Origin of the sequence: Lysobacter sp. CFH 32150 (genome assembly GCF_022758295.1) — a bacterium.
GTDB lineage: Bacteria > Pseudomonadota > Gammaproteobacteria > Xanthomonadales > Xanthomonadaceae > CFH-32150.
Window position 1 is genome coordinate 191,647 of record NZ_JALDWJ010000009.1, and the last position, 26,601, is coordinate 218,247.

Consider the following 26,601-nt stretch of genomic DNA (forward strand, 5'->3'; position numbering starts at 1 on the left):
GAATGTGCACAGCTCGACGCGGTGGGTCAACGAAGTGCCCTATTTCGTTGCGCCGGTCACACGGAGGATGAAAACGAAAGCTATTTCGCGATATTCGCTGTCGCGGCGCAGCATGGCTTGCGCAGATTTTCGTCGGCCGTGCGCCGGTGTGTTGCGTGCGGATTGTAGGGCGGGTCTTGACCCGACCCGCCGTCGTGGATCAGCCGAAATCCGGTCGGCGGGTTGAAACCCGCCCTACGGCAATCGCCGCGTGATTGGATCGATGAGGTCGTGCGTGGCGAGCCATTGCCATGCGGATTCGGCGTCTTGTTCGAAATACGCCTGCGCCGAGCCGAGGCGGAAGGTATAGCCCCACGCATCCATGTCGGCGAGGACACGCAAGTAGCCGACACCGGGCAGGGCATCGCCGAGCAAGGCTTGCAGCACGCAGACTGCGTCTTCTTCCTCGACCGAGTCCGTGGCGTCGGTATGTACTGCGACGCGGCGCTCGGGCGGCAACACGATCAGGTGTGCGGCTTCGTGCAACAAGGAATGGATCGGCGTGTCGTCGCGGGCGTACACGGTGTTACCGACGATGCCGGCTTCGGGTTCGCCCCAGTAGCTGCCAGGAATGGATGCGTTGTCGGCGACGCATTCGAGGTGCAGGTCGAAGCGGGCGAGGAGGGTTGCGGCGTCGATGAAGGCGATGTCCTTCAGGCGAAGCACGTCATTGGAGGTTGTAGGAGCGGCGTTCGCGGCGAGCTTTGGTTGGTTCATGCGAAGAGCTCGCGGCTGTAAGCCGCTCCTACGAAGCAGCGTCAGGCGCTGGCGTGCGCCTGGCGTTCTTCCGGCAACGCGACCGAGATATCGAGCACGTCGTGCTCGCCGTCCTTGACCAGGTCGACCTTCACCGCATCGACGTCGACGTTGACGTACTTGCGGATCACTTCGAGCAGCTCGCGACGCAGCAGCGGCAGGTAGTCGGGGCCGCCGTGGGAATGGCGTTCCTGCGCGATGATGATGCGCAGGCGATCCTTGGCGACCGCAGCGGTGTTCTTCTTGGGCTTGAGGAAGTCGAAGATGGACATGCTCAGCCCCCGAAGATCTTGCTGAAGAAGCCTTTCTTCTCCAGTTGCGTGAAGCGCATCGGCCGGGTTTCGCCCATCAATCGTGCGACCGCATCGTCGTAGGCCTGGCCGGCGTTCGATTCGAGGTCGAGGATCACCGGCTCGCCCTTGTTCGAAGCGTTGAGCACGTCGCCAGATTCGGGGATCACGCCGACACTCTTGAGGCCGAGTACTTCCTCGACGTCCTCGATCGACAGCATCTCGCCGTCGCCGACCCGTTGCGGGCTGTAGCGCGTCAGCAGCAGGTGTTCCTTGACCCGCTCGCCGTTCTCGGCACGACGGGTCTTGGAGGCCAGCAGGCCGAGGATGCGGTCGGAGTCGCGTACCGACGACACTTCCGGGTTGACCACGACCACGGCCTGGTCGGCGAAGTACATGGCGAGGAACGCGCCCTTCTCGATGCCGGCCGGGGAATCGCAGACGATGTATTCGAAGCCGTCGGCGGCGAGGTCGTCGAGCACCTTCTGCACGCCTTCCTTGGTCAGCGCTTCCTTGTCGCGTGTCTGCGACGCGGCGAGCACGTGGAGGTTGTCGAAACGCTTGTCCTTGATCAGCGCCTGCCTCAGCGTCGCCTCACCCTGGATCACGTTGACGAAGTCGTAAACGACGCGACGTTCGCACCCCATGATCAGGTCGAGGTTGCGCAGGCCGACGTCGAAGTCGATCACGGCGACTTTCTTGCCGTGACGCGCGAGACCGCATGCGAGGCTGGCGCTGGTCGTGGTCTTGCCGACGCCGCCCTTGCCCGAGGTGACTACGATGATTTCGGCCAAGTGTTGGTCCTCCGTGTCTTGCGGTTGATGATTCAATCGAGTTTCTCGATGCGCAGCGAGTCGCCGTCGAGCCAGACCTGCACGGCCTTGCCGCGCAACTCCTTGGGAATGTCTTCCAGCACTTTGTAGTGCCCGGCCACCGCGACCAGTTCGGCGTGGAATTCGCGGCAGAAGATGCGCGCCTTCTCGTTGCCCTGCGCGCCGGCGAGCGCGCGACCACGCAGCGCGCCGTAGATGTGGATGGAGCCGTCGGCGATCACTTCGGCGCCGGCGCCGACCGTGGCGAGCACGGTGAGGTCCCGATTGTCGGCGTAGACCTGCTGGCCGGACCGCACGGGCGTTGCCTGCATCAGGCCGGGTTCGCCGGCTGCGGGTGGCGGCGCAGATTTCTTTGTAGGAGCGACTTCAGTCGCGACCGTGGGCGCACTGGTCGCGACTGAAGTCGCTCCTACAGTTTGTCCAACCGGTTCGTATTGCGCGCGGAACTTGGCCAGCAACGGCAGGCCAAGCTGTTCGGACAGGCGTTCGATCTCGCTGGTGCCATAGGCCAGCGCGACCGGCAGGACGCCGGCGCTGCGCAGTCCTTCGAGCAGGGCACGCGCGCTGGCGACGTCGGGTGTCTTACTGAGGCCGCCGAAGTCGAGGATCACCGCGGCGCGGCTGAACAGCTTCGGCGCGCGTTGCACGCGTTCGCGCATTTCGGCGACAAGCTGGTCGACGTCGAGGGTGCGTACGCGCAGGTTGGCGATGCCGACCTGGCCTATCTTGAGTTCACCGGCTTGTTCGTAATCGACGGCGGTGCTCACGCGCAGGTTCCGGTCGGACGCTGCTGGGCGACCAGTGCGCGCGGCTGGGACAACCACGGTGCATTCGGCAGCTGTTCGCCGTAGGTTTCGCGTACCCACGGATAGCTGCACAGCTCCTTCATCAGCATCGATGCGCGCACGCCGGCCGGCTGCATCACGTGCTGACCGACTTCGCGGAAGCCGAAGCTGCCGTGGAAGAGCAGGGCATGGTCGGCGCCGTGTTCGAGGAACACTTCGCAGGCGAGCTGCGGGTAGCGCAACTCGGCATAGCTCTGCACGTCGGCGTAGAACGCGCGGCCAAGGCCACCGCCGCGGCGGCGACTGGCGACCACGATGCGGTCGATATAGAAGAACTGCGGATAGCGCGCGCGGAACCAGCTGAAGTTGTCGCTGTCGTGCGTGGCCTGCGACCCGAAGCCGACCAGGAAGCCGGCCAGCGATCCATCGCGCTCGGCGACGCGGAAATATTCGGCAGTGTCGAAGAAGACCCGCAGCTTCGCCGCGTCGAGCGGCAGGATCGCAGGTCCGGCGGCGTTATTCAGGGCAAGGACGGAATCCAGCTCGTGCTCACGCACGTCGCGGACAACAATCGACATTCGAGACTCCGTGCTTTTACTTGGTACTTGCTTCTTATCGCCACGTCCGGCCGGCTGTTGATCCTACCCAGGCGGCCGTGGCGCGAATTATCGCACGCGCGGCAGTGGGAGGGGCATGACTTTCGGCTCGCAGCTGCAGGCCGCATAGGGGCTAGGATGCGCCATGCACGATCGTTTCAGCCATACCCGCCTGTTGCGTTACTCCGGCCTGTTCACCTGGGCGGTGGTCAGCATTCCGCTGCTGTACTCGTGGCTGCTGCCATTGCTCGGCGAAGCGGCCGAGGAGCAGCTGGCGCTGCGGCCGATGCCTTGGCAGGGCTGGGTGGCGTATGCCGCGTTCGGGGTGAGCTACGCCTGGCTGACCCGCGGCCTCGGGGTGAGACGGCGTACGTTGGGCGATTTCGCGCTCCTGGTGATCCTGACCCTGGCCGCGATCGGAGTCAGCTATTACAACGAAAGCGGCCTTGGCAGCGTGCTGCTGATGGTCGCGGCTTGCGTGCTGCCATGGCTGCTGCCGTTGCCGCTGGGTGTGGCCTGGCTGCTGGTCAGCCAGTTGGCAGTGGTGCCGGTGTTCGTGCGCGGGCTGAGCTTCCCGATGCTGGAAGCCCTGATGCAATCCGTGCTGTATGCGGGTTTTTCCGGCTTCGTGTTCGTCACCAGCCTCGTGGCGCGGCAGCAGGCGCAGGCGCGCGAAGAACAACGCCGGCTGAACGCCGAACTCCGCGCGACCCGGGCCCTGCTTACCGAAAGCGCACGCGTCAATGAGCGGACACGCATTTCACGGGAATTACACGATCTTCTCGGGCATCACCTGACGGCGCTCAGCCTGAACCTTGAAGTCGCCGGCCACCTGTCCGAAGGCCGGGTGAAGGACCACGTCCAGCAGGCGCACACGCTGGCGCGACTCTTGCTAACCGACGTCCGCGAGGCGGTGAGCCAGCTGCGCGAGGGCGGGGCGATCGACCTCGGCGCAGCGCTGCGGCCGCTGGCCGAGAATGTGCCGGCATTGGCCATCCACATGGATATCGAAGAGCCGCTCACCCTCGATGACCCCGAGCGCGCCCACGTGCTGCTGCGCTGTACCCAGGAAATCATCACCAATGCCGTTCGCCACGCTGGGGCGCACAATTTGTGGATCAGTGCCCGCCGAGAGGATGGGCGCATCGGCATCGAGGCGCGCGACGACGGCGCCGGCGTCGAGACCGTGGTTCCGGGCCACGGCCTGCGTGGCATGCGCGAGCGCCTGTCGCAACACGGCGGTGATCTGCAGATCGAAGCCCGTCCCGGCGCTGGCTTCCGCTTGCGTCTTTCGTTGCCGGCTACCGCTGGCGTGGTACCCCAAGGAGTGCTTGTCATATGAAAGCCGGCATGATCCGCGTCTGCCTGGTCGACGACCAAACCCTGGTACGCCAGGGCATCCGTTCGCTGCTGGCGTTGGCGGAGGGGATCGAGGTGATCGCCGAAGCCGGCGACGGCAAGCAGGCGGTCGAGCTGATCCCGCAGGTGCAACCCGATGTCGTCCTGATGGACATGCGCATGCCGGTGATGTCCGGCCTGGAAGCACTGCAGGCGTTGGCCCGCATCAATGCTCTGCCGCCGACCATCATCCTCACCACCTTCGACGACGACCAGCTCGTGCTGGCCGGGCTCAAGGCCGGTGCCAAGGGCTATCTCCTGAAAGATGTGTCGCTGGAACAGCTGGTCGGCGCGATCCAGGCGGTCGCCGCCGGCGGCTCGCTGGTGCAGCCGGCCGTGACCCAGCGCCTGCTCTCTGGGCTGGAGCACATGCGCAACGATTTCGTCAGTCTCGATCGTCCGGACCCACTGACCGACCGCGAAACCGAGATCCTGCGGCTGATGGCCAGCGGCTTCTCCAACAAGGAAATCGCCAATTCGCTGGGCGTGGCCGAGGGCACGATCAAGAACCACGTATCGAACATCCTGTCGAAGCTCGGTGTGCGCGATCGCACCAGGGCCGTTCTCAAGGCATTTGAGCTTCAACTCGTCTGATGGGACAGGATGGCCTGCCCGGCGCAGCGCGCCGGGCGTTCGTGGCCGCGCGAGCCATTGGCTCGCAAGCAGCGGCCACTCACCCTGTCGAAACTCGGCGTGCGCGACCGCACGCGGGCTGTGTTGAAGGCATTTGAATTGCAGTTGGTGTAGGCACGCAGCCACGGCCCGTTGTCGCGTCCTCCCGGCGCGTCGAGGGGCCCGGAAGGCGAGTTGAGTCGCGGCACGGCCCTCGAATTGCAGCTTGTGTGACGAAAACCGGCAGGGCGGGCTGGGCCGCCCCCGCCGGCTTTGTTAGCATTGTCGGTCTGCGCCCGGCCCCTGCCGCTGGCGCCGGGCCGGCCCTGGAGATTCCTGAATGACCCGTTTGATCGAGATCCTGATTTCCCTGGCGATCGTCGCCGTGCTGTTCGTCGTCGTCGGCGTGGTGCTGCCTTCGTCGCGCCACTTGTCCGAGAAGATCGAGACCAACCGCAAGCTGACGATCGTGTTCGATACGCTCAACACGCCACGTCGCCTCAAGGATTGGAACCCGCTGGCGCTGCACGATCCGCGCATGCAGTGGAAGTTCACCGGTCCCGAGAGCGGCGTCGGCGCGACTGCCGAATTCAATTCCGCCGTGCCGCAACTCGGCCAGGGCAGCTGGAAGATCACCGCCAGCGAACCCGGTGAACGCATCGCCTACGACATCGTCAACAACGACAGCGGCACCAACAAGAAGACCGCGTTCACCTTCAAGGCGACGGGTCGCAACAACCGCAACGTCGAGATCACCCAGAGCTACGACGTCGATTACGGTTGGGACCTGATCGGTCGCTACCGCGGCATGTACGTCAGCCGCCACGTCGGCGACGACATCAAGCTCGGCCTCAACAAGCTCACCAACATCCTCGCCAGCGTGCCGAACTACGACTACGCCGAGATGAGCAAGGACGATCCGACCAAGGCACCGAAGGCGATCGAACTGCCGGCCGAGAACCTGTTGTTTGCGCCGGCTGCCGTGCAGCGCGACAACGTCGCAGTGCAGAGCGCGATGTCCAACAACCTGCAGTGGATCCGCAAGGTCATCGATGCCAACGGCCTCGAGTCCGCGGGTCCGGTGCGCGTGATCACCACCGAGTTCGGCGCCGAAAGCTACGCCTTCGACATCGCCATCCCGGTGCGCAAGAAGGGCGAAACCGGTGCTCCGTCGCCGGTCAGCCCGAAGCTGGAAGGGCCGGTCCAATTCATCCGCACCGAACCCAGCCGCGTCGCCGTGGTGCCGTTCACCGGCCACATGGCCAACTTGCCGAAGATCCGCGATGCGCTGCGCGCATGGGCGATGACCCGCGGTTATGAGACGACCGGCCGTCCGTTCGAGTCCTGGAAGGCTGGCATTCCTGAAAGTTTCAGCGAGAACGGCGAGTTCGACGTGTACTGGACCTTGAAGTAATCCAGACGCTTGCCCTGATGCAACACGCTACGAACGCCGCGCCCAAACGCGGCGTTCGTCGTTTCTGAAGCCTGGATTCGAGCGCAATCGTCATGAATGCAACTCCGCCCCGTCGTTCCTGGCTCGCCGCCAATGGCGCCTTGTGCGCCGCCGCGGCGGTTGCGCTGGCGGCCTTCGCGGCGCACGGCACGAGCGGTGAAGCACAATCGCGTCTGTGGCTGGCAGCGGTATTCGCATTCGGGCACGGTCTCGCGCTGGCGGTGCTCGCGCCCGCCGCGCGCGGGCTCGGCCGCCTTGCGATGTCGCTGCTGTACGTGGGCGTGCTGCTGTTTTCCGGCAGCCTGGTGTTCAATGTACTGGCGCACTGGCCGACGACGCTGGCGCCGTTCGGCGGCACGCTGCTGATCATCGGTTGGTTGTTGTACGCGATCGAAATGTTGCGACGCTGAAGGAGCCTATTGCATGCCACGCCACGCCCGCGGATTCGATACCGACGCTGCCTTCGCGCACCTCGGCAAGCGTGATCGGAAACTTGGCGCATGGATGAAGAAGCTCGGTCCGATAGAAGCGGATCCACGCTGGCGCAAGCCTTTCGATCCGGTCGATGCACTGGCGCGCGCGATCCTCTACCAGCAACTCAGCGGCAAGGCGGCCGCGACGATCGTTGCGCGCGTGGAAACCGCGATCGCGAGCGATCGCTTCCACTGCGACACCCTGGCGCGCTGCGACGACACCACCATCCGTGCCTGCGGCGTGTCCGGCAACAAGCTGTTGGCACTACGCGATCTCGCACTGCGTGAGTCGCGGAACGAGATCCCGGACCTGCGCCGCATGAGCACGATGGACAACGACGCCATCATCGCCGCGCTGGTGCCGGTCCGCGGCATCGGTCGCTGGACGGTGGAAATGATGCTGATGTTCCGCCTCGGCCGTCCCGACGTCCTGCCGGTGGACGACCTCGGCATCCGCAAGGGTGCGCAAGTCGTCGACAAGCTCGACGACATGCTCAAGCCGAAGGACCTCATCGAACGCGGCGAGCGCTGGGGCCCGTACCGCACCTACGCCAGCCTGTATCTGTGGCGCATCGCCGATTCGGCAGTGAAAACGAAAACGCCGACCAAGCGCTCGCAGGACTAAGCCGACGCCGGCGACGCCGCCGGCGTGCGCGTGCCGAAGCGACGCTTCAATCGCAGCGCCGGTCGTTCCACCAGGAACCACGACGCCGCGGCCAATGCCAGCGCCAGCAGGGTGGTCCAGAACGTATTGTGCAAGGCTCCGCCGGGTGCAAAGGCCTGCACCAGCTGGGCGGATGGCCAGCCATACAGGTACAGGCCATACGACAGGTCGTTGTGGCGGATCATCGGCAGCTTCGGCATGAATGCCATAAACAGAGTGCCGTAGCTCAGCGTCGCGAAATAAGCGAGGTGGAACCACGGCGAACCGCGCGTCGCCGCGCAGACCGCGAGGAGCAGCGCCATCAGCCACCACGACATCCGCACGCGCTCGCGGTTCACCCACAATGCCGTGCCGGTGATGAAGAACGCCGTGCACCAGATGATGTTGGCGAGCCATTCCGGCAGCGGATGGCGCCACACCGCATAAGCGTAGGCGCCGGCTAGCGCGAGTGCCCACAACGGGGTATATCGACGCGGCGTGAGCAGGCCGGCTACGCTGGCGACGAGCAGTGCCAGGTACAACCGCGCCTCGATCGGGAGTGTCCACAGCGAGCCGTTCACTGCGGCGCGCGGCAACGAGTCGAATACGCCTGGCAGGAAGTACTCGTTCGACCACAGCGATGCGTTGATCCAAAAATAGCGCCATGGCTCCGGTCGTTGCCAGTAATCGGCGGCGGTGGTCAGCAACGACCCGAGCACGAATGCACTGAGGGCGGCGCAGACGATCAGCCCGGGCAGGATGCGCAACGCACGTGAAGCCAGGTAGCTGTGCACGCTGTTGCGCTGCAGACTCGCGGCGATCAGGAAGCCGCTGATGATGAAGAACACATCCACCGCCACGCCGCCGGCAAACTTGAACCGGGTGACGTGTGTGACCAGGTCGCCGCCTGGCGAGGCGGTGATCACCCATGCGTGGCCATAGATCACCAACCACGCGGCGATCAATCGCATCAGGTTGAAATTGTTGCGGCCGGTGTTCCAGTGATCAGCCAGCGTGGAACGTCTCGTCAGGTTCATTCCGGCGAATTATCCCTGCGAGAAGCACCAATGCCACGGCTCGTAAACGATGCCGTGCGGGTTGCCGCGCGGGTAGCTCATGACGAAACCGTAGGCACCCGCGTTGTCGCATAGCCAGGCGAAGGCGGGCGTGCGTTCGAAGGATTCCTCGGCTGGTGGTTCGTCCGGCGTGCCGATGTCGAGGGCGCGGCCGGAATGGTGTTCGCTGTAGCCAGGCGCCGCATTGACGGTGAGGATTTCGTCGACGCTCTGGCCGCGCGCGAGTTTGCGTTCGAAGATGCCGAGCTGGTAGTCGTGGCTGCGGTAGCCGGAGATCGCTTCAAGGACGACGTCGTCGCGCAGCGCGCCTTCGTGCATGTGTGCCCAGGCGCGCGCGGCGGGATCGACCAGCCAGAGCGGGCGGCGATAGCGATCGAAGCCGGCGAAACCCAGCCATTCGGGTTCGGCGACGAGAGGCAGGCCGGTGCGTTCGCCGTAGCCATCATCGAGGCCGAGTTGGTGCAGGCGATCCTGCAGGCGATCCAGCGGCAGCTCGGCGATGCGATCCCCGCGCAGATGCCTCGTTGTCATTGCGTCGAGCACGTCCAATGCGGCGTCGATGCCGGGTTCGCGCATCAGCCGCGGAACCAGGCCCTGCAGGCCTTCGGGCAGGTCGGCGGCGAGAAAGCGGCCATCGCGTTTGCGCCGCAGCACGCGCCGCGCGCGTGAGAGAATCCGCGCATCCGCGTTGCTGCGCGCGAGCAGCAGGGCGCTGGGCCAGAGCTCGATCTCAGGCGTATTGATCAGGATCGTCTTGATCAGTAGCGGGGCTTGGCTGCGCATGCACGCAGCTTAGCCGCGGCCGCGGCCGGGGTCATCCCATCCGTCAGCGACGCGATTCGCGCCACAGCATCAGGGCCAGCCCACCGGCGATCAGGCAGGCAAGGCCGCTGACCCAGGTCGGGATCGCTACGCCGTTGATGATCACGTCCCAGCCTTGCAGGAAACGCACCAGTTGCAGGACCGAGAGCAGGCTCAGGAAGATGATGGTTAGCGTGGTGAACGGTTTCATGTGGTGCTCCTCGGTGGTCCTCCCGGTACGGGACCGAAAGGCGATGGACTTAACCAGTGACGATGCGCAATGCATCCAGTAGTGCTTGTGGCTGCTGCAGGCTCAACAGCAGTTTCTTCCCTGATGTCTCCGGCAACACCAGCACGCGCGACCGATCGGTGAGCAGCACGAACGCAGGGCTGCGGTCGCGCAGGCGGAAATGCCCCATGCTGCAACCCGGCAGGCGCGTGCCGAATATCTTGATCAATGGCTTCCATTCACTGCGCTCGCGCAAGTCGATGATCCGTGCTGCGGCCAGATTGAGGCCGGTGACTGCAACGCGGCGCGTATTGACGCCGGCCGCGATGATGAGCGTATTGGCGTCCAGCGTGACCCGACGTCGGCGCAGCAACAGTGCCAGCACGATGAACGACGCGAGAGCGACCGGCAGTACCAACCACGCATGCGATTCCCGCGTCGTCGCCAGCAGGATGATGCCGATCACTACGATGAGTGCCGAGAGGCCGGGCAGCAGCCAGACCAGGCGGGCATCGGGCGGGACGATGGCGAATTCGCGCTTCATCCTGTCGGCGCCATGGAGGCCATCGGCGCGAGCACGTGCAGGACAATGTCGGCGCTGAAGTGACCGAGCATCGCCATTTCGATGCCACGCCGCCAGTACAGCCAACCGAAAGCCAAACCGACGACCGCATTGAGAGCGATGGTGCGAAACACGACGATGTCGCTCAATCCCCACAACTTGGCTGCGGCAGGAAGGTGGCCCACGCCGAACAGCAACGCCGCGATCACGATCGCCACCCAGTAGGTGGTGACGCGCGGCTGACGGCGGCCGAAGGCGGTGAAAGACCAGACCAGTAATGTCATCAGGAACAGGCGCAGTTGCAGTTCTTCGGCGATTCCGCCGTAGAACGAGGCAAGCAGGCCGTTGAGCGCCGACTTGCCGGTATCGGTGATGGCATGCAGTGGTTTCGGCAGCAATGGGTCCAGCAGCAGGCTGGCGCCCAGCACAATGACGGCAAAGATGGCGCCGATGGCGATCGACTGTACTGGCTTCAGCGTGCGCCAGCCAGGTATCGCGCGGCGCGCGAGCCAGGTCTGCAGCAGTGGGCTGCCAAGCCCTACGCGATGCCCCATGCGCAGGCCCAGCAGGGACAACAGTCCGAGCAAAACGAAGGCCTGCAATCCTTGCAAGGCGACTAACGCCGGAAGTGGAATCCGCAGTCCCTCGAATGCCTGCGGCGTCAATTGCATGAGGTAAGGCATGACCGCCATCGCCGACAATCCCGCCAGCAATCCCCATAGCGCAGCCGTCCTGACATCCAGGTTCCAAGGAGGTCCCGGGATGGTGGCTTGCGCGTCCATCAGTGCGGCTTTTTCAGGAACAGTTGAAAGGGATGGAAGCGATTCGACTGCACTACGCTCACCAGTTCCCAGCCCTGCAGGCCGAGCTGGTTGAGACGTTCCTGCACCGCTTCGCGACTGGAACCGAGGAATCCCGGCTTCACTTCCACGACCTGGTAGGTCCAGCGTTCACTCGCCATCGTCTTTCTCCGTTCTTTTGTCGCCGGGCGCCTTCAGCCGCCCGGCCTTGCGCAATGCATCGCGCAACAGGTATTCGATCTGCGCGTTGAGCGAGCGCAACTCGTCGTCGGCCCAGCGCTGCGCCGCGGCCAGCACTTCGGCGTTGATGCGCAGCGGATAGGCTTTCTTCTCGCTCATAGTTCCTGCCGCGCCGCCGCTCAGAACAGACCGTGGCTGGCGGCGGTGGCCACGCCAACGCCAAGCAGGGCGAGCGAGGCTGCGGCAAGCGCGAGGGAAGCGCGGCGGTGACCTGTTCCGGCGCGGCGACGCAGGTACATGGCCAGCGGCAGGATCGGCAGCAGTGCAATCAGGACGGCGGCGCCGCCATAGGTCGTAGCGTTCATGGCATTCCTCCTGGATTGATCAGTACAAGGTGCCGGTATTCACCACCGGCTGGGTGCTGCGGTCGGAGCACAGAACCACGAGCAGGTTGCTCACCATCTGCGCTTTGCGCTCCTCGTCGAGGTCGACGACGCCCTTTTCCTTCAATTGTTCGAGCGCCATCTCGACCATGCTGACCGCGCCGTAGACGATGCGGGTACGGGCCGCTACGACGGCGTTGGCCTGCTGCCGTTGCAGCATCGCGTGGGCGATCTCCGGGGCGTAGGCGAGGTGGCTGATGCGCGCGTCGATGACGCTGACGCCGGCATCCGCGAGGCGTTCGTCCAGTTGCTCTTTCAGATGGAGCGAAATTTCTGCCGGATGGCTGCGCAATGCGACCTGGCCTTCCTCGTGCTGGTCGTACGGGTAGCTGGTCGCCATCGCGCGCAGCGCCGATTCGGTCTGGATGTGGACGAAGCTTTCGTAATCGTCGACGTTGAACACCGCTTCGGCTGAATCGACGACCTGCCAGACGATCACCGCGGCGATCTCGATCGGGCTGCCATCGAGTTCGTTGACCTTGAGTTTGCCGCTCTCGAAGTTGCGCACGCGCTGGCTGACCTTCTTCTTGCTGAAGAAGGGGTTGTTCCAGCGCAGGCCGTTCTCTTTCACGGTGCCAACGTACTTGCCGAACAGGCTCAATACGGCGGCCTGGTTGGGTTCAACCATGTACAGGCCGAACAAGGAGATGAGGGCAACGATTTCGATCGTGAAACCGAACAGGATCCAGGCCAGCGAATGGGTGTTGAAGCCGGTGAAGACCAGATAGCCGCCGAACACCAGCGCGACGATCAGGCCCAGCAGGACCGGGATACCAGTGGCGGAGCGGATAGGGTTCTCTTTCATGACGCGTTCTCTGCGGATTGCCCGGATGGGCACGAAATATTGATATCAAAATGATATCTACAAAGACAAGCGAAATCCGACAAACGGCATGGCGTGGACGTCAGGGCTGGACCGGGACGTAGAGCAGGGGCGCCGGGCTGAACTCGCCGGTGGCGTACAGGCCGCGCCCGTTCGCAGACCAACTCAGGGCCTCGGGCTGATGCAGCCAGGGCAGGCCATGCACCTGCGGCGGGCGGGCGAGGGCATGCGCCCAGGTTTCGGCCTTGCGACGCGGGTAGAGCAGCAGGTTCTGGTAGGTCAGCACGGCCAGGCTGCGGCCGTCGGGTGCGAGTGAGGCGGCGGTGACCTGGCTGCGTATGCGGGCACTGCGCGGATCGACGCGTTGCTCTTCGGCGCTGGCTTGTGGCACATCGGCCAGTGATCCGATACGGCGCGCGGTCTGCACACCGCTGGCGCGAGGCCGCAGCGGCAGCACGAACAACTCGGGCGGCTGGCGTTTCTTGGAGATCAGCAGGATCTGCCGACGCGCAGCATCGACCGCTACGGCCTCGCAATCGCGAGGGCCATCGGGCCAACGGAATGCGATCGACCACGCCGGTCGCAACTCTTGGCCTTCTTTGAGTTGTTCCGGTTCGGCAACCGCATGCAGCAGCAGCGTTCGGCGCAGGCCACCGTTGTCGCCGGTGTCGGCGATCAACAGGTAGCGCTTGCCGTCGAGCTCGAACGCGGCGAGGTCCTCCCAGTCGGTATTGACCAGGCCCTCGATGGCGAAACTCGCCAGTCGGGTGCCGCGCTTGTTGATTGCATGCAACTGCGCCGGGTTGCCGCCGTCCTCGATCAGCCACAGCACATTGCGGTGCGTATGCGATGCCGCCAGACCACTGGCCTCGTCTAGATCGCCAGTGAGCAGCAAACCCGCCAGACGCGGCTCGGGGGCATCGTTGCAGGCGGCCAGTCCGCAGCAGAGTGCGGCCAGCACGACGAACAGGGCACGACGAAAGGGCATGTACTCAGGATGACATGGCGACGCCGGGTAAACTACGCGCCCGCTGTCTCATGACCCGATCCGGAAGTCGAACAGAATGATCACGATTGGCACGCCGCTGTCCCCGCACGCGACTCGCGTACTGCTGCTCGGTTCGGGCGAACTGGGCAAGGAAGTCGCGCTGGAACTGCAGCGCTTCGGCGTGGAAGTGATCGCCGCCGACCGTTATGCCGACGCACCGGCGATGCAGATCGCGCATCGCTGCCACGTGCTCGACATGCTCGATCCCGCCGCGATCCGTGCCTTGATCGCGGAAGAGCGCCCGCACCTGATCGTGCCCGAGATCGAGGCGATCCATACCCAGACCCTGGTCGAACTCGAAAAGGAGTTCGCCTCGCAACCGCTGGCCGACAATGGCGCGACTACTCGCATCATCCCGACCGCGCGCGCTGCTCGCCTGACCATGGATCGCGAAGGTATCCGCCGGCTCGCCGCGGAGACGCTGGCACTACCGACTTCGAAGTACGAATTCGTCGACACGCTCGACGCTTACCGCATCGCCGTCGCCGAGATCGGCCTGCCGTGCGTGGTCAAGCCGGTGATGTCGTCCTCGGGCAAGGGCCAGTCGCTGGTGCGCACCGAAGAGGACATCGACAAGGCCTGGGAGTACGCGCAGACCGGTGGCCGCGCCGGCGCGGGGCGCGTCATCGTCGAGGGCTTCATCGATTTCGATTACGAGATCACCCTGCTGACCGTGCGCCACGCCGGCGGCACCGACTTCTGCGAGCCGATCGGCCATCTGCAGCGGGACGGCGACTACCGCGAAAGCTGGCAGCCACAGGCGATGAGCACCCGCGCGCTGGCGAAGGCGCAGGGGATCGCCCGCAGCATCACCGACGAGCTCGGCGGCTGGGGCGTGTTCGGCGTTGAGCTGTTCGTGAAGGGCGATGAAGTGTGGTTCAGCGAAGTCTCCCCGCGCCCGCACGACACAGGCCTGGTGACGCTGGTGTCACAGGACCTCAGCGAATTCGCCTTGCACGCGCGAGCCATCCTTGGCCTGCCCATCCCGGCCATCCGCCAGCTCGGCGCCTCGGCTTCATGCGCCGTGCTCGCGCACGGCCATGGCGTGCCGGTGTTCGGCAACGTACAGGACGCCTTGCACGTGCCCGACACCGCGCTGCGCCTGTTCGGCAAGCCGCGCGTGGAGGGCCATCGCCGTGTCGGCGTGACCCTGGCACGGGCCGACGATGTCGAGGCTGCGCGCAGCATCGCCCGCGATGCCTGCGCTGCGATCACCGTCGAACTGCGATGATTGGCAGGATCGAACCAACGGGAACCCCGCGATGAACGAAGCCAACGGCTACGCCGTGTTCTTTTTCCCGCAGGCACTGGAAGCGCTGGGCGATGCGATCAAGCCCTACCTGCAGGAAGGGCCGGGCGAGCCGCATGTGCTGTGCGCGGAGATCGACACCGCCGGCGCGCTGATCGAGATGACGCTGGCAGGCAGGACGCCGGAGGGCAAGCCGGTCGCACTGCAGCTGATGGTGCCGACGGGGATGGTGCGGATGATCGTGTCCGCGCACAGCGATGCGGTCTTCGGCTTCACACCACGGATCGCCACGACGCCAGCGCAGGCACTCCCGGAAGCCTTGCCGCACGATGCCACGACCGCATCGCAGACGCGGGGCAAGGATTGAGTCAACGCCGCGCGAACGCGCGGCGGTCAGGTCACAGCGCGCAACCGAACGGCGCGAGTTCTTCCTTCGCCTGATCGTGGGCGATGCTGCATGCGGTCGGTAGCGCGTCGCGATCCCGTGTGGTCGCGGTTGCCGCGGCTTTCCAGCCTAGACGCGATTGTTCGATGCTGGCGCGCAACTCCGCGCGCTTGGCTTCAGGCACCTGCTTGTCGATGCAGGCGGCCACTTTGGTGAGGTATTCGTCGCACTGGAGGACACCGATGGTGCCGTCGTCGGTATTGCTGCTGCCTTCCGCGCTGCAGGCGCTTAGCAGGCACAGAAGGGCGGTGGTGGCGAACAGGCGGGACGTAGTGAGCATGGTGGCGATCGCTGCGTAGGCTGGGCACGAAACGGCCGGCTGTGCGCCGGAGACCACCTGTTTAGACCGCCATGGTTACAAGTCGATGACGTCAGAATTGCAGCCGCTGCCAGCCATGGCCGTTGAAGCCTTCCAGAGGGCGGAAGCGGCGCTTGTAATCCATCTTGCCGTGGCCGGCGATCCAGTAGCCGAGGTAAAGATGCGTGCGGCCGTCGCGCCGCGCCCATTCGATCTGTCGCAGGATCGCCAGCGTGCCCAGGCCGCGTTCCCGCGCATCCGGGTCGTAGAACGTGTAGACGGCCGACAACGCGTTCTCGACGAGGTCGGTGATCGCGACGGCGAGCAGTTGCCCGTGCTCGCGCAACTCGAGGAATCGCCCTTGCGCCCAGGTGCCGAGCAGGAACTGGTCGAACTCGATACCGCCGTGTTCGTCCATGCCGCCACCGCGATGGCGTGCGTGGAGATACCGCTGGTACAGCGCCAGTTGCTCGTCGGTGCGCTCGGGCGCGACGATCCGCGCTTCGACCTGCGGGTTGCGTGCCAGGCAACGGCGCTGGCTGCGGTTGGGCTGGAACTCATCGATCGGGATGCGCACCGCGACGCAGGCGCGGCAGCCATGGCAATGCGGGCGGTAGACGATGTCGCCGGAGCGGCGAAAACCCCAACCGAGCGCTTGCGGGTATAGCTGGGGCAGGCGCGGATCGCGCGGGTCCAGCACCAGGTCGCGGGCGAGCCGTTCCGGGAAATAGCCGCAGGCGTGTTCGCCGGTATGGAAGACCCGCAGTTCGTCCTGATCGTGGGTAGCATTCGCGCCCATGCCACCAGCATAGCGCGCCGCCGCGGGAACGGCGGCGCGCTAACCGTAACCGCACCAGGTCGGGCCGGTCTGGCTCAGCCGTGCTGGTACAGCGGGTAGAGGTTGCTTTCCTCGCGCTCGATGCGTTGCGCCAGCAGCCCGCCGACGGTGCGGTAGTCCTGCGCGAACTGCTCGCGCAGGCCGGCATCGAAGGCGGTGAACTGGTACTTCTTGACGAATTCGACCACGCCACGCGCAATCGTATTCATCTCGCGGCGGAAGTCCCGCATCAGTTCAATGTTGTGCGTGTCTTGCAGTTGCTGTTCGAGGTAAACGTAGAAGCGTACGTTCTCGGTGAGGATGTGGGCCTCGAAACGGGTCTTGAAATTGACCAGTTCGCTGCGGATATCCCCATATTTGCCGGTCTCGAGCAGGCCGCCGATCTTCTGGTACAGCGCCACCAGGTCTTCGTGGTCGTTCTTGAGCCGCTCGATCAGGCTCGCGTCGTAGCTGATGCCGCGTGCAGGGGCCGAAGTGTCGACCCGTGCGTGGTTGTTGTGCTGGCGGCTGTCCTGCTTGTCGCCGCCGAACAGCCTGCTGAAAAAGCCCATGCTGATCCCCCTTTCCTTGTGGTGTGCCGAGTTTAGGCACGCTCCCCGGCGGACGTATACAGGGCGGGGTGATTTCCGTTTCGGAACCAGGCGGCAGATTTGGAGGCCACCTGATGAGCGGTGGTAGCCGATTGGCTGGTCGGTCGCGATGTGATGCTCGCTGGGCACTAGCGAAGACCGCGCGCACGAGGGCCACGCCACCCCGATCGGATCAGGTCGTGGCGAGGCCCCCGCGGGCCTGCGTCATTCCGGCTTTGAAGCGTATTTGGACTTCATGAAGTTGAGGTAGATCCAGCCGTAGCGCTCAAACCAGTCGCCCTCCGAGTAGTACTTCGCCTCGCATTGCCCCAGCTCATGCAGCGCCTCGTCGAGGTTGGCCAGGTACTGGCCTGCCTTGGTGACATAGGTCTGCTGCAGTCCTTCGACGGCTTCCTTGATCTGGGGTTTGCCTTGCAGCTGCCACGACAGCCCGGCCACGCCATGGATCCCGGAAGTGCTGTCGCCGAACGCCATGGCGGAGTTGGCCATCTTGATGTTGGTGACCGTAATGCAGTGCGCACGTTCGATGTAGAAGCGGTTGAAGTCGATCTTGCGGGTCGCCGCCGAATAGCACGCCTCGCAGTCCGCCTTCTCGGCACAGGTGGACGGAACGGTAGGCGCGGAACTGTCGGTGTAGGCGGCGCCGCAGTTGGCGGTTTCGTCATCGAGCGCATCCCAGTCGCGAAGGAATTCGCTGCCAGTCTGGACGACGCCGACGCCCCAGTTGGTCAGTTCCAAGCCCTGGTCGGCAGCGCCACGACCGCCCTCGTCGCTCGCGTCCTGTTCTTCGTTGCGTTGCTCGCGACGCTCGTTTTCGCCGTCGTACCAGTCTTCGACCATGCCCATGGTCTGGGCGAATGCCGGGGTAGCGGCGAGTACCAGCACCACGCCTAGCAGGAAACGGGTCATGACGATTTCCTCCGCAGAACCAGGGCTGTAAGCAACGCGACCGCGAGGACAAGTGCTCCCGCGATCACCCAAAGCACGATCGATCCGGATTTCTTGTCGCCCTTGAACTCACTGGCTTTCACCACGACCGGCGTGAGCTCGGGCTTGACCTCGTCGCCGACCCAGACCAGGAGCCGATAGGGCGTCTTGTCCTGTTTCGCGTCGACCGAGATCTGGAACTCGCCCTCGGTGCGGATCTTGAAACTGACGGGCTTGCTGCTGGTTTCCCCTGTGCGCAGGGGCTGATTCCAACCGTATTTGGTCAGCTTGATGCCGACCTGATCGCCGTTGCGCACGGGACGCAACAGCACAGTGACCGGCATCAGGCTGTTCACGCTGTCGATCAGGAAGCGATGCGGCTGCGGGCCGGCTTCGCCTTTCACGACGATGGCCTTGCCATGCTCGATGCCTGCCATTTTCCTGGGCTCGAGGCGGAATACCTGCGGTTCTGTCGCCAGGGCGGCGAACGCCGCGCCGAGGGCAAGCAGCAAGATGAGGAGTCGGAGTGTTCGGATCATGCGAAGCGGCCTCAGGGAGGGGTCCACCTCCCATACGTAAAACCAGGCCTGCTTCGGTCTCTGGTACCGCGCTCGTTTAACCGAAGACGCGGGAGAGTGCCAGCACCAGGGCGACGCTGATGCCGATCAGCAACGCGATCTTGATCCGGAACGCGCGCTGCTGCGGAGTGGCCGTCTTGTCGCTCGCTTCGTGGACACTCGGGGCGAGGAAGCTGTCGGTGCCCGGAGTGCGGGTCGACTCGAGCAAGCCGGCGTTGCGCAGCATTTCCCGTGCGCGCGGTTGGTCTTCGGACTTCACCACCCACACCGCCGGTTGCGGTCCTTTGCGGAGCGAATCGCGATAGTTGAAGTTGCCGCGGATCGCACCTTTGTACGAGCGGCCGTGGGTGATGCGCACTTCGATGCCTTCGTCGCGCAACAGCTTGGCGATGCCTTCGACGTTCTCGAGCCTGGGGCTGGTGAAAACCTGGCGCATGGCTTACTCGCTACCCGGCGCTGGCGTCGCAGCAGCGGCGGTGTCGCTGATCGGATGCCGGCGGCCATCGGTGTTGATGCGGATCAGGCCTTCCTGCGCGGTGCTGGCGACGAGATGGCCGTGACGGTCGTAGATCATGCCGCGGGCGAGGCCACGCGCTCCGGTCGCGCTGGGACTGTCGATCGAGTACAGCAACCAATCGTCGGCGCGGAACGTGCGGTGGAACCACATCGCGTGGTCGAGCGAAGCCATCTGCACGTCCGGCTGGTAGTAGCTGATGCCGTGCGGGAAGGTCGCGGTACCGAGCAGGTAGAAATCGGAGGCGTAGGCGAGCAGCGCGCGATGCAGTTCCGGTGCGTCGTCGACTTTTTCGGCGAGTCGGAACCACACCTGCTGATAGGGCGGCCGCTTGGGTGGGCTGAGCTCGTCACGCGGATAGACGTGGCGGAACTCGAACGGGCCCTGTCGCGTCAGCCAGCGCTGGATCTTGGTCGGCAGTTTTGCCATCACTTCCGGCGGTACCGCGGAGGCAGGTTCGACATCCTCGGGTTGTGGCACTGCCGGCATCGACAGTTGATGTTCGGAACCGGGCTCGTCCTTCTGGAACGAAGCGGCGAACACGAAGATCGGTTGGCCATGCTGGATCGCGGTGACGCGCCGCACCGAGAAGCTGCCGCCATCGCGCGAGCGGTCGACGTCGTAGACGATCGGCGCGTCGATGTTGCCGGCGCGCAGGAAGTAGGCGTGCAGGGAGTGCGCGCTGCGCGGTTCGTTCAATGTGGCCTGCGCTGCCGACAGGGCCTGCCCCAGCACCTGGCCGCCGAACACGTACTTGGTGCCGATGTCGCGGCTCTGCCCGCGGAAGAGGTTGTCCTCGAGGCGTTCGAGCGAGAGCAGTTCGATCAGTTCGGAGACGGGGGAGGTCATGCGGGGGTGTCGTTCAGGCCTGGTGGCAAGTATACCGGCGGGGGTTTGAGCCTTGGCTCTTGCTCGCTATTTCCGCGAAGGTGGGGTTTCAGTGACTTTGCTCAAGCAGAGCATTCCACTGCTGCGCAGCGGGTCACTTTTCTTTGCTGGCCCAAAGAAAAGTAACCAAAAGAAATGGCCTCCTCGGGAAGAGCACAGCGCGCGGCGTGGAGGTCACGGAGATTTTTCGACTCGGCATCCTGCCTCGGTCGAAAAACGGCGCACGTCCTGTGCGCCGCCCTACGGGTTATGGGGATCGTTACCTATCGTTGCTTTCTTAGAAGCGCTAAGGCTTCAAACAAAGCGATCATGGCGTCAGGCGTTGCAACTTCACTGCATCGAGCACGCGCGGCCATGGAAACAGTGGGCCCGGGTCGCGTTTGCGCCGCACTTTCTTCGTCGGGTCGTCGCTGGCTTCGACCTCGTTTGTATCGAGGTCTTCATGTCCAGCGATGAGTTTCAGGGTCGGATAGTCGGTCTGCAGGCGTTGCAGCAATGCGATCAGTGCATCGATCTGCGCTTCGGTGTACGCCTCGTCCATCGCCTGATGGTTCGAGTCCAGCCAATGCGGGAAGCGGCCGGTGTTGACCAGTTCGATGCCGATCGAGCGCGGGTTGTAGCCTCGGGTGTGGTGGGCGATACGTTCGGGCTTGATGTACTGAAGCACGGTGCCGTCGCGGTCGACGTAGTAGTGGCCGCTGTTGCCGGTCCCACCGCTGCCATCCGCACGTTCTTCGTAAAGGATGCGCTCGCCGTATTCGCGCGCCGTGGCCAGGTCCGGTAGCTCGGTGCAGTGGATCACCACCAGGTCGATCTGCGCCGCCGGGCGGGGTTCGAGGCGCGCTTCGTAGGGCAGCGGATCGTGGATGACGGGCGATGGCGACAGGTCGGGCAACATGCGGCCGATGCTAACATTCGCTCTCGTTACGGAGCCGCCCATGACCCTGCCTGCCGCCGACTCCGCGCTCGGCAAACTGATGGCGACGCTGCCCCGCGCCGGGCGCGTGGTGTGGATCGGTCTGCGGCCGCGGCGCGACGTGCCGATGGACGAGGTCGATGAAGCCGTCGCCGTCGCCGGCGTTGGCCTGGTCGGCGATCGCTACACCGCCGGGAGCGGCGAGCGGGGCATCACGCTGATCCAGGCCGAACACCTGTCGGTGATCGCGGCGCTGTCGGGGCATGACGAAGTCCAGCCCGCCATCCTTCGTCGCAACATCGTCGTGTCCGGATTGCCGCTGGTGGCGTTGAAGGGCCGTCGGTTCCGTATCGGCGAGGTGTTGCTGGAAGGCACAGAATCCTGCGATCCCTGTTCGCGCATGGAAACTGCGCTTGGTGATGGCGGATACAACGCGATGCGTGGCCACGGTGGGCTGTGTGCGCGCATCCTCGAAGGCGGCACGATCCGCCGTGGTGACGCAGTCGTTGCGCTTGCCGACCCATAACGGGGTGGCGCACGCGATACCAGGCCGTGCGCGCAACGCACGCTACTAAGAAGAACGGAATACGAGTCCCCATGCGCGGCCACTGCATCCTCTCCCACGGTTTTGAAAGTGGTCCCGACGCCACCAAGGTCACAGCACTCGCGCACGTGGCCGAGCGGCTGGGTTGGACACATGAACGCCCCGACTTCACCGATCTCGATGCGAAGCGTGAAGTCAGTGAACTCGGGGACGTGCCTGCGCGCGAGCAACGACTCCTATCGCTCGCACAAGCAGCGGCGGGGCGCGCGCCGTTGGTGCTGGCCGGTTCCAGCCTCGGGGCGTGGATCTCCGGACGGGTCTCGTTGCAGGTTCCGGTTGCGGGGCTGTTCCTGATGGCACCGCCGATCACACTGGATGTGACCCATCGGATCGATGCCGCGCGCATACCGACCAGCATCATCCACGGCTGGGGCGACGAGCTGATTCCCGCCGCTGACGTGGTCGCGTGGGCGCAGACACGACGGGCGCGGCTGTTGCTGGTCGACGACAGCCATCGTTTGTCGGCGCATGTCGATGCCAGTGCCGAAACATTCGCCGCACTGTTGGCCTCGCTTTGAACATGAAATTTTTCGCCAGCTGCGGCAAAGGCCTCGAATACCTGTTGGCCGACGAGCTGATCGCATTGGGTTGCGCGAAAGCGACCGCCACGATGGCCGGCGCCAATGTCGAGGGCACGCTCGCCGATGCGCAACGCGCGGTGCTTTGGTCGCGCCTCGCGAGCCGGGTGTTGTGGCCGTTGGCCGAATTCGATTGCCCCGATGAGCACGCCCTGTATGCCGGCGTCGCCGCGTTGCCATGGCCGGAGCATCTGGGCCCAGGACACACGCTCGCAGTCGATGCGCATGTCTCCGGCACCGCGATCACACACGCGCGCTACGCCGCGCAACGGATCAAGGACGCCGTCGTCGACGTGATGCGTGCGAAGACCGGTGCGCGCCCAGATGTCGATGTCGAAGCGCCGGACCTGCGTTTGAACTTCGTGATGCGCAAAGGACGGGCAACGCTGTCCGTCGACCTCGGTGGCGGCCCTCTGCATCGCCGCGGTTGGCGGCGCGCGCAGGGCGAGGCGCCACTGAAAGAGAACCTTGCAGCTGCCGTGGTGATGCGTGGCGGCTGGCCGCAGCTGTATGCCGAAGGAGGCGCGCTGGCCGATCCGATGTGTGGCAGCGGCACCCTGGTGATCGAAGGCGCATTGATGGCGGCGGACGTGGCGCCTGGCCTGTTGCGGCATGGCGGGATGACACCGACGCGCTGGCTCGGCTTCGATGCAGCGGCATGGCAGGCCTTGGTCGCCGAAGCACAATCACGCGAGCAGGCAGGGCGCGCGGCATTGCGCCCGGTGTTCTACGCCAGCGATCTCGATCCGCACGCGGTCCGGACCGCGCGCGAGAACGCTGCCGCAGCTGGTGTCGTCGATGCGATCCGTTTCGATACACATGATGTTTCCGCCATCCCGGTGCAGGACAACCCGCGCGGCCTCGTGGTTTGCAATCCGCCTTACGACGCCCGCCTAGCCGCCGACCCGGCGCTATACCGTGCGCTCGGCGATGCGCTGAAACGCACCGTGCCCGCCTGGCGCGCCAGCCTGCTTTGTGGCGATGCGGATCTTGCCCACGCCACCGGCCTGCGAGCCAAGAAGACCTACCAGCTCTTCAATGGCGCGATCGAATGCGCACTGATCGTGTGCGAACCCGTCGCGACGCCGCAGCGCGAACGCAGCGCGGACGAGCAGCTGGCCCTGTCCGAAGGCGCGCAGATGGTCGCCAACCGACTGCGCAAGAACCTGAAGAAGCTCAAGTCCTGGCGCGAGCGAGAAGACGTGACCTGTTTCCGTGCCTATGACGCCGATCTACCCGAGTATGCGGCCGCGATTGATGTCTACACGACCGACCCCGATGGTGAAGTCTGGTTGCACGTGCAGGAATACGCCGCGCCGCCAGAGATTCCGGAGAACATCACCCGTCGTCGCCTCAACGAAGTGCTGGCTGCCGCACGCGAAGTGTTTGCGCTGCCGAAGGAGCGCATCGCCTTGAAGACCCGCAGCATCGGCAAGGGCGGCAGCAAATATGCACATATAAGAGCGGGACGCTTCGACCAGCGCGGCGAATTCCTGGTTGTGCGTGAAGGCGATGTCCGTCTTCGCGTCAACCTGTTCGATTACCTGGACACAGGTCTGTTCCTCGACCACCGCCCGCTGCGGCTGCGCATCGCCGAAGAAGCGGAGGACACCCGCTTCCTCAACCTTTTCGGCTACACCGGAGCGGCCAGCGTGCACGCGGCGGTCGGGGGTGCGCGCTCGACCACGACCGTCGATCTGTCCGCGACCTACCTGCAATGGTGTTCCGACAACCTGCGCGAGAATGGGATCGGCGGCGCCAAGCACCGGCTGGTGCAGGCCGACGCGATGACCTGGCTCGACAGCGATCGCAGCGAGTACGACCTGATCTTCTGTGATCCACCCACCTTCTCGAATTCCGCCCGCGCCGCCGATTTCGACGTGCAACGTGAGTACCTCAGGCTGCTGCGCGCCGCCGTCGCGCGACTCGCGCCGGGCGGCACGTTGTATTTCTCGAACAACTTCCGCCGTTTCCGAATCGATGCCGACGCGATTGCCGAGTTCGCGACCTGCGAGGACATCACGCCGGCAACCATCCCGCCGGACTTCGCCCGCGATGCGCGCATCCATCGCGCGTGGCGTTTGCAGAAGCGGTCGCAGTAAGGGCGTCAGCGCGAGGCTGTGGTCCGCTGCACCGTCGGGCTGGAATCCAGCATGCGGCGCGCCTCTTCCGAGGACTTGCCGAACACGCCTTCAAAGGCGCGCTTGTCGATGCGGCGCACACTGGAAATACGGCAGGGGATTTCAGTGCCGGTCCACAGCGCGCTGTGCGGTACCACCGAGTCGCCAATGTCGCCGCAGATGCGGCCATCGGTGGTGACCGGATCGGCGCCGATGCCACGGCGCCAACCACGTCCAGACCCCAGTGGTAGCTGCTGCATGCCATCGCTGAACGACAGGAACGGCCGGCGGTTGAGGTCGCGGCAGCTATGGCTCAGCTGGATGTCGTAGTAGCGACTGCCCAGTGTCTTGACCACCAGGCGACGGTTGTCCACCACGCCCCAGTCCATCACGTTACGGGACACCATGCATTCGCCGACCGGTCGCAGCGGAGCGTGCGGACCGGCCGCTCCGGCGATACCGGTGCCCAGGCAGAGGGTGGTTGCAAACAGGAATACGGATGAGGTTTTCATGGAGGATCTCCGCAGGTGCAACCCTGACCCGGATACGATCCGCCCGTCGGACTTAACGCAGCTGGAATAATTCCCGGTCCATGATGCTCACATGACAAACCCGATCAAACGGTCGCGCCCGCACTGGACCCTGCTGCGGCAATGGCTGAAAAACCCGTTACGCACGGCCGCCGTCGTGCCTTCGAGCGCTGAGTTGGCGGCGGCGATGATCGCTGAATTACCTGCCGGCACCCGACGGGTGATCGAACTTGGCGGCGGTACGGGAGCGATCACCGTCGCCCTGCTCGGTGCGGGCATCGTCCCCAGGAATCTGTTAGTGCTGGAGCTCAACGAAGAGTTGCACGCGCATCTGCATGCCCGCTTCCCGGAAGTCCTGATCGTCGAAGGCGATGCCCGTGATTTGCAGGACATCGCTGGGCGCTGCGGTTTCCTCGATGCTGGCCCGGTCGACGTGATCGTGTCCGGGCTCGGGTTGCTGTCGATGCCGCGCGACACGCAGGGCGAGATCCTCGCCGCGGCTTTCGCCTGTCTGCGCGAGGGCGGACGATTCATCCAGTTCACGTACGGTCCGCAACCTCCGGTAGCCGAAGAAGTGACGCGTGCTCTGGACCTGCAGGTGCGGCGCGGCGAGTTCGTGCTGCGCAACGTGCCGCCGGCGACGGTGTACGTGTACATGCAGGCTGGCCGCGAGGCCTCCACCCCGTCGTAACCCCCCGCACGCAACCCTGCGTTCCATCCACGGCGCTGGCGTGCGGCCCGTCCCGGCCCGATCTTTCCGGCTTCGCAATGTTTGCCCGGGAGGGCGCATGACCACCACGACCACCGACTTTGCCCGCGTCGCCCGCAAGCTGCGCGGCCGCCCCGCGTCCGACGGCGCCGGGGTCAAGCTGACCCGGGTCATCGGTTCGCCCGAGCTCGACATGCTCGATCCGTTCCTGATGCTGGACGAATTCGGCACCGACCAGCCCGACGATTACCTCGCCGGGTTTCCGTCGCATCCGCATCGGGGCTTCGAGACCGTCACCTACATGCTCGACGGACGCATGCGCCACAAGGACAACCACGGCAACGAAGGCCTGCTGGTGCCCGGCAGCGTGCAGTGGATGACCGCCGGCCGCGGCGTGGTGCATTCGGAGATGCCGGAGCAGCAGGAAGGCCGCATGCGCGGATTCCAGCTGTGGGTGAACCTGCCTGCGCGCAACAAGATGGATGCACCGCAATACCAGGAATTCGCACCCGACAAGATTCCCGTAGTGCAGGTGGGCGAGGGCGTCAGCGTCAAGGTGATTGCTGGCGACGTGCATACCGACAAAGGCGAGGGCGTGCGCGGCCCGATCGTGCAGCCGGCGACCGATCCGCTCTATCTCGACATCGCACTGGACGCGAACGCGCAGTGGCTATACACGTTGCCGGCGGGACATAGCGCGTTCGCGTATGTGTTCGAAGGCGCGGCGACGATCGGTGATGGCGAAGATGCACGAGCGCTGGAGACCCATGAGCTCGCGGTGCTTGGTGGCGGCGATGTGTTCGCCGTACGTGGCGGCAACGTCGGCGCACGGCTGATCCTGGTTGCCGGGCGGCCGATCCACGAGCCGGTCGCGCGCTACGGCCCGTTCGTGATGAACACCAAGCAGGAAATCATGCAAGCGTTCGTCGACTATCAGGAAGGCCGCTTCTAGGGAAGGCCGCTACTAGGCTTCGATC

36 protein-coding genes and 1 pseudogene are annotated in these 26,601 nt (G+C 64.8%); 13 read left to right on the forward strand and 24 right to left on the reverse strand.

The genetic code is table 11. The annotated features are described in order from the left end of the window. Positions 1-234: 234 nt before the first annotated feature. Genes MO486_RS13660 through MO486_RS13680 form a run of 5 tightly spaced genes read right to left on the reverse strand, consistent with a single transcriptional unit; the run spans position 235 to position 3,281 of the window. Positions 235-756: a hypothetical protein gene (locus tag MO486_RS13660; protein WP_242908834.1), complete on the reverse strand. Its 522-nt coding sequence runs from the start codon at positions 754-756 to the stop codon at positions 235-237. 41 nt (positions 757-797) lie between these two features. Next, a complete protein-coding gene (minE, locus tag MO486_RS13665; RefSeq protein WP_242908835.1) occupies positions 798-1,067 on the reverse strand; it encodes a cell division topological specificity factor MinE in 270 nt (89 codons plus the stop codon). A gap of 2 nt (positions 1,068-1,069) precedes the next feature. Beyond that, positions 1,070-1,879 (reverse strand): septum site-determining protein MinD, encoded by an 810-nt coding sequence (minD, locus tag MO486_RS13670; RefSeq protein ID WP_242908837.1) that lies wholly within the window; start codon positions 1,877-1,879, stop codon positions 1,070-1,072. Positions 1,880-1,911: 32 nt separating this feature from the next. Further along, positions 1,912-2,685, reverse strand: coding sequence for a septum site-determining protein MinC (gene minC / locus MO486_RS13675; protein WP_242908839.1), 774 nt, complete (start codon positions 2,683-2,685; stop codon positions 1,912-1,914). Beyond that, positions 2,682-3,281 (reverse strand): GNAT family N-acetyltransferase, encoded by a 600-nt coding sequence (locus tag MO486_RS13680; protein ID WP_242908841.1) that lies wholly within the window; start codon positions 3,279-3,281, stop codon positions 2,682-2,684. Before MO486_RS13680 ends, minC begins: the two co-directional genes overlap by 4 nt. A gap of 163 nt (positions 3,282-3,444) precedes the next feature. Between MO486_RS13680 and MO486_RS13685 the strand changes: the two genes are divergently transcribed. The 6 genes and pseudogenes from MO486_RS13685 (at position 3,445) to MO486_RS13710 (ending at position 7,860) form a co-directional block, all read left to right on the forward strand. Then, positions 3,445-4,641 (forward strand): sensor histidine kinase, encoded by a 1,197-nt coding sequence (locus MO486_RS13685; RefSeq protein ID WP_242908843.1) that lies wholly within the window; start codon positions 3,445-3,447, stop codon positions 4,639-4,641. An 8-nt stretch (positions 4,642-4,649) separates the two neighbouring features. Beyond that, on the forward strand, positions 4,650-5,291 hold the full coding sequence (locus MO486_RS13690) for a response regulator transcription factor (RefSeq protein ID WP_242908987.1): 642 nt from the start codon (positions 4,650-4,652) through the stop codon (positions 5,289-5,291). A gap of 84 nt (positions 5,292-5,375) precedes the next feature. Beyond that, positions 5,376-5,444: pseudogene (locus MO486_RS13695) on the forward strand (DNA-binding response regulator); the annotation flags it as partial. A gap of 205 nt (positions 5,445-5,649) precedes the next feature. Continuing rightward, positions 5,650-6,723, forward strand: coding sequence for an SRPBCC family protein (locus MO486_RS13700; protein WP_242908845.1), 1,074 nt, complete (start codon positions 5,650-5,652; stop codon positions 6,721-6,723). Between the two features lie 92 nt (positions 6,724-6,815). After that, positions 6,816-7,172 carry a DUF423 domain-containing protein gene (locus tag MO486_RS13705; RefSeq protein ID WP_242908847.1) on the forward strand — a complete coding sequence of 119 codons (357 nt, stop codon included), beginning with the start codon at positions 6,816-6,818 and terminating at the stop codon, positions 7,170-7,172. A 13-nt stretch (positions 7,173-7,185) separates the two neighbouring features. After that, complete coding sequence (locus MO486_RS13710; RefSeq protein ID WP_242908849.1) at positions 7,186-7,860, forward strand: DNA-3-methyladenine glycosylase 2 family protein; 675 nt, start codon at positions 7,186-7,188, stop codon at positions 7,858-7,860. Here the strand turns inward: MO486_RS13710 and MO486_RS13715 are convergent. The 10 genes from MO486_RS13715 to MO486_RS13760 form a co-directional block, all read right to left on the reverse strand. Next, positions 7,857-8,915, reverse strand: a complete 1,059-nt coding sequence (locus MO486_RS13715) for an acyltransferase (RefSeq protein WP_242908851.1) — start codon at positions 8,913-8,915, stop codon at positions 7,857-7,859. The genes MO486_RS13710 and MO486_RS13715 overlap by 4 nt on opposite strands. A 9-nt stretch (positions 8,916-8,924) precedes the next feature. Continuing rightward, positions 8,925-9,737, reverse strand: coding sequence for a M15 family metallopeptidase (locus MO486_RS13720; protein ID WP_242908853.1), 813 nt, complete (start codon positions 9,735-9,737; stop codon positions 8,925-8,927). 43 nt (positions 9,738-9,780) lie between these two features. Then, complete coding sequence (locus MO486_RS13725; RefSeq protein WP_242908854.1) at positions 9,781-9,966, reverse strand: hypothetical protein; 186 nt, start codon at positions 9,964-9,966, stop codon at positions 9,781-9,783. Between the two features lie 49 nt (positions 9,967-10,015). Further along, a complete protein-coding gene (locus MO486_RS13730; RefSeq protein ID WP_242908856.1) occupies positions 10,016-10,528 on the reverse strand; it encodes a PH domain-containing protein in 513 nt (170 codons plus the stop codon). Further along, a complete protein-coding gene (locus MO486_RS13735; protein WP_242908858.1) occupies positions 10,525-11,328 on the reverse strand; it encodes a CPBP family intramembrane glutamic endopeptidase in 804 nt (267 codons plus the stop codon). Before MO486_RS13735 ends, MO486_RS13730 begins: the two co-directional genes overlap by 4 nt. Continuing rightward, positions 11,328-11,507 carry a DUF4177 domain-containing protein gene (locus MO486_RS13740; protein WP_242908860.1) on the reverse strand — a complete coding sequence of 60 codons (180 nt, stop codon included), beginning with the start codon at positions 11,505-11,507 and terminating at the stop codon, positions 11,328-11,330. The genes MO486_RS13735 and MO486_RS13740 overlap by 1 nt, the downstream gene beginning before the upstream one ends. Continuing rightward, positions 11,497-11,685 (reverse strand): Arc family DNA binding domain-containing protein, encoded by a 189-nt coding sequence (locus MO486_RS13745; RefSeq protein ID WP_242908862.1) that lies wholly within the window; start codon positions 11,683-11,685, stop codon positions 11,497-11,499. Before MO486_RS13745 ends, MO486_RS13740 begins: the two co-directional genes overlap by 11 nt. Before the next feature lie 20 nt (positions 11,686-11,705). After that, positions 11,706-11,891: a hypothetical protein gene (locus MO486_RS13750; RefSeq protein WP_242908864.1), complete on the reverse strand. Its 186-nt coding sequence runs from the start codon at positions 11,889-11,891 to the stop codon at positions 11,706-11,708. A 19-nt stretch (positions 11,892-11,910) separates the two neighbouring features. Beyond that, positions 11,911-12,774: an SPFH domain-containing protein gene (locus tag MO486_RS13755; RefSeq protein ID WP_242908866.1), complete on the reverse strand. Its 864-nt coding sequence runs from the start codon at positions 12,772-12,774 to the stop codon at positions 11,911-11,913. 100 nt (positions 12,775-12,874) lie between these two features. After that, positions 12,875-13,780 carry a hypothetical protein gene (locus MO486_RS13760; RefSeq protein ID WP_242908868.1) on the reverse strand — a complete coding sequence of 302 codons (906 nt, stop codon included), beginning with the start codon at positions 13,778-13,780 and terminating at the stop codon, positions 12,875-12,877. Positions 13,781-13,856: 76 nt separating this feature from the next. On the opposite strand from MO486_RS13760, the gene purT reads away from it, so the two are divergent. Together purT and MO486_RS13770 are read left to right on the forward strand one after the other, a co-directional pair. Further along, complete coding sequence (gene purT / locus MO486_RS13765; RefSeq protein ID WP_242908870.1) at positions 13,857-15,071, forward strand: formate-dependent phosphoribosylglycinamide formyltransferase; 1,215 nt, start codon at positions 13,857-13,859, stop codon at positions 15,069-15,071. A 31-nt stretch (positions 15,072-15,102) separates the two neighbouring features. Continuing rightward, on the forward strand, positions 15,103-15,456 hold the full coding sequence (locus tag MO486_RS13770) for a hypothetical protein (RefSeq protein ID WP_242908872.1): 354 nt from the start codon (positions 15,103-15,105) through the stop codon (positions 15,454-15,456). A 31-nt stretch (positions 15,457-15,487) separates the two neighbouring features. On the opposite strand, the gene MO486_RS13775 is transcribed toward MO486_RS13770, so the two are convergent. The 8 genes from MO486_RS13775 to MO486_RS13810 form a co-directional block, all read right to left on the reverse strand. Further along, positions 15,488-15,814, reverse strand: a complete 327-nt coding sequence (locus MO486_RS13775; RefSeq protein WP_242908874.1) for a hypothetical protein — start codon at positions 15,812-15,814, stop codon at positions 15,488-15,490. A gap of 91 nt (positions 15,815-15,905) precedes the next feature. Beyond that, the gene (locus MO486_RS13780) at positions 15,906-16,631 is read right to left on the reverse strand and encodes an arginyltransferase (protein WP_242908875.1); all 726 of its coding nucleotides are present in this window, start codon (positions 16,629-16,631) and stop codon (positions 15,906-15,908) included. Between the two features lie 74 nt (positions 16,632-16,705). After that, positions 16,706-17,221, reverse strand: a complete 516-nt coding sequence (locus MO486_RS13785) for a hemerythrin domain-containing protein (RefSeq protein WP_242908876.1) — start codon at positions 17,219-17,221, stop codon at positions 16,706-16,708. Positions 17,222-17,464: 243 nt separating this feature from the next. Next, positions 17,465-18,169: a hypothetical protein gene (locus MO486_RS13790; protein WP_242908877.1), complete on the reverse strand. Its 705-nt coding sequence runs from the start codon at positions 18,167-18,169 to the stop codon at positions 17,465-17,467. Further along, positions 18,166-18,753, reverse strand: coding sequence for a hypothetical protein (locus MO486_RS13795; protein WP_242908878.1), 588 nt, complete (start codon positions 18,751-18,753; stop codon positions 18,166-18,168). The genes MO486_RS13790 and MO486_RS13795 overlap by 4 nt, the downstream gene beginning before the upstream one ends. 49 nt (positions 18,754-18,802) lie before the next feature. Continuing rightward, complete coding sequence (locus MO486_RS13800; protein WP_242908879.1) at positions 18,803-19,201, reverse strand: pathogenicity-like protein; 399 nt, start codon at positions 19,199-19,201, stop codon at positions 18,803-18,805. A gap of 3 nt (positions 19,202-19,204) precedes the next feature. Next, positions 19,205-20,128, reverse strand: coding sequence for an acyl-CoA thioesterase II (gene tesB / locus MO486_RS13805; RefSeq protein ID WP_242908880.1), 924 nt, complete (start codon positions 20,126-20,128; stop codon positions 19,205-19,207). A 346-nt stretch (positions 20,129-20,474) separates the two neighbouring features. Next, positions 20,475-21,065, reverse strand: coding sequence for an N-acetylmuramoyl-L-alanine amidase (locus tag MO486_RS13810; protein WP_242908887.1), 591 nt, complete (start codon positions 21,063-21,065; stop codon positions 20,475-20,477). A gap of 40 nt (positions 21,066-21,105) precedes the next feature. On the opposite strand from MO486_RS13810, the gene MO486_RS13815 reads away from it, so the two are divergent. The 3 genes from MO486_RS13815 to rlmKL all read left to right on the forward strand — a co-directional run bounded on the left by MO486_RS13815 (position 21,106) and on the right by rlmKL (position 24,367). Then, positions 21,106-21,609 carry an MOSC domain-containing protein gene (locus MO486_RS13815; protein ID WP_242908890.1) on the forward strand — a complete coding sequence of 168 codons (504 nt, stop codon included), beginning with the start codon at positions 21,106-21,108 and terminating at the stop codon, positions 21,607-21,609. Between the two features lie 71 nt (positions 21,610-21,680). Beyond that, positions 21,681-22,205 (forward strand): hypothetical protein, encoded by a 525-nt coding sequence (locus MO486_RS13820; protein WP_242908892.1) that lies wholly within the window; start codon positions 21,681-21,683, stop codon positions 22,203-22,205. 2 nt (positions 22,206-22,207) lie between these two features. Beyond that, the gene (gene rlmKL / locus MO486_RS13825; protein WP_242908896.1) at positions 22,208-24,367 is read left to right on the forward strand and encodes a bifunctional 23S rRNA (guanine(2069)-N(7))-methyltransferase RlmK/23S rRNA (guanine(2445)-N(2))-methyltransferase RlmL; all 2,160 of its coding nucleotides are present in this window, start codon (positions 22,208-22,210) and stop codon (positions 24,365-24,367) included. Positions 24,368-24,372: 5 nt separating this feature from the next. On the opposite strand, the gene MO486_RS13830 is transcribed toward rlmKL, so the two are convergent. Beyond that, positions 24,373-24,897, reverse strand: a complete 525-nt coding sequence (locus tag MO486_RS13830) for a DUF6491 family protein (RefSeq protein WP_242908899.1) — start codon at positions 24,895-24,897, stop codon at positions 24,373-24,375. A gap of 91 nt (positions 24,898-24,988) precedes the next feature. Here MO486_RS13830 and MO486_RS13835 point away from each other — a divergent pair, with 91 nt between their 5' ends. Together MO486_RS13835 and MO486_RS13840 are read left to right on the forward strand one after the other, a co-directional pair. Next, on the forward strand, positions 24,989-25,606 hold the full coding sequence (locus MO486_RS13835; RefSeq protein ID WP_242908901.1) for a methyltransferase domain-containing protein: 618 nt from the start codon (positions 24,989-24,991) through the stop codon (positions 25,604-25,606). Positions 25,607-25,703: 97 nt separating this feature from the next. Beyond that, complete coding sequence (locus MO486_RS13840; protein WP_242908903.1) at positions 25,704-26,576, forward strand: pirin family protein; 873 nt, start codon at positions 25,704-25,706, stop codon at positions 26,574-26,576. Positions 26,577-26,601 lie beyond the last annotated feature (25 nt).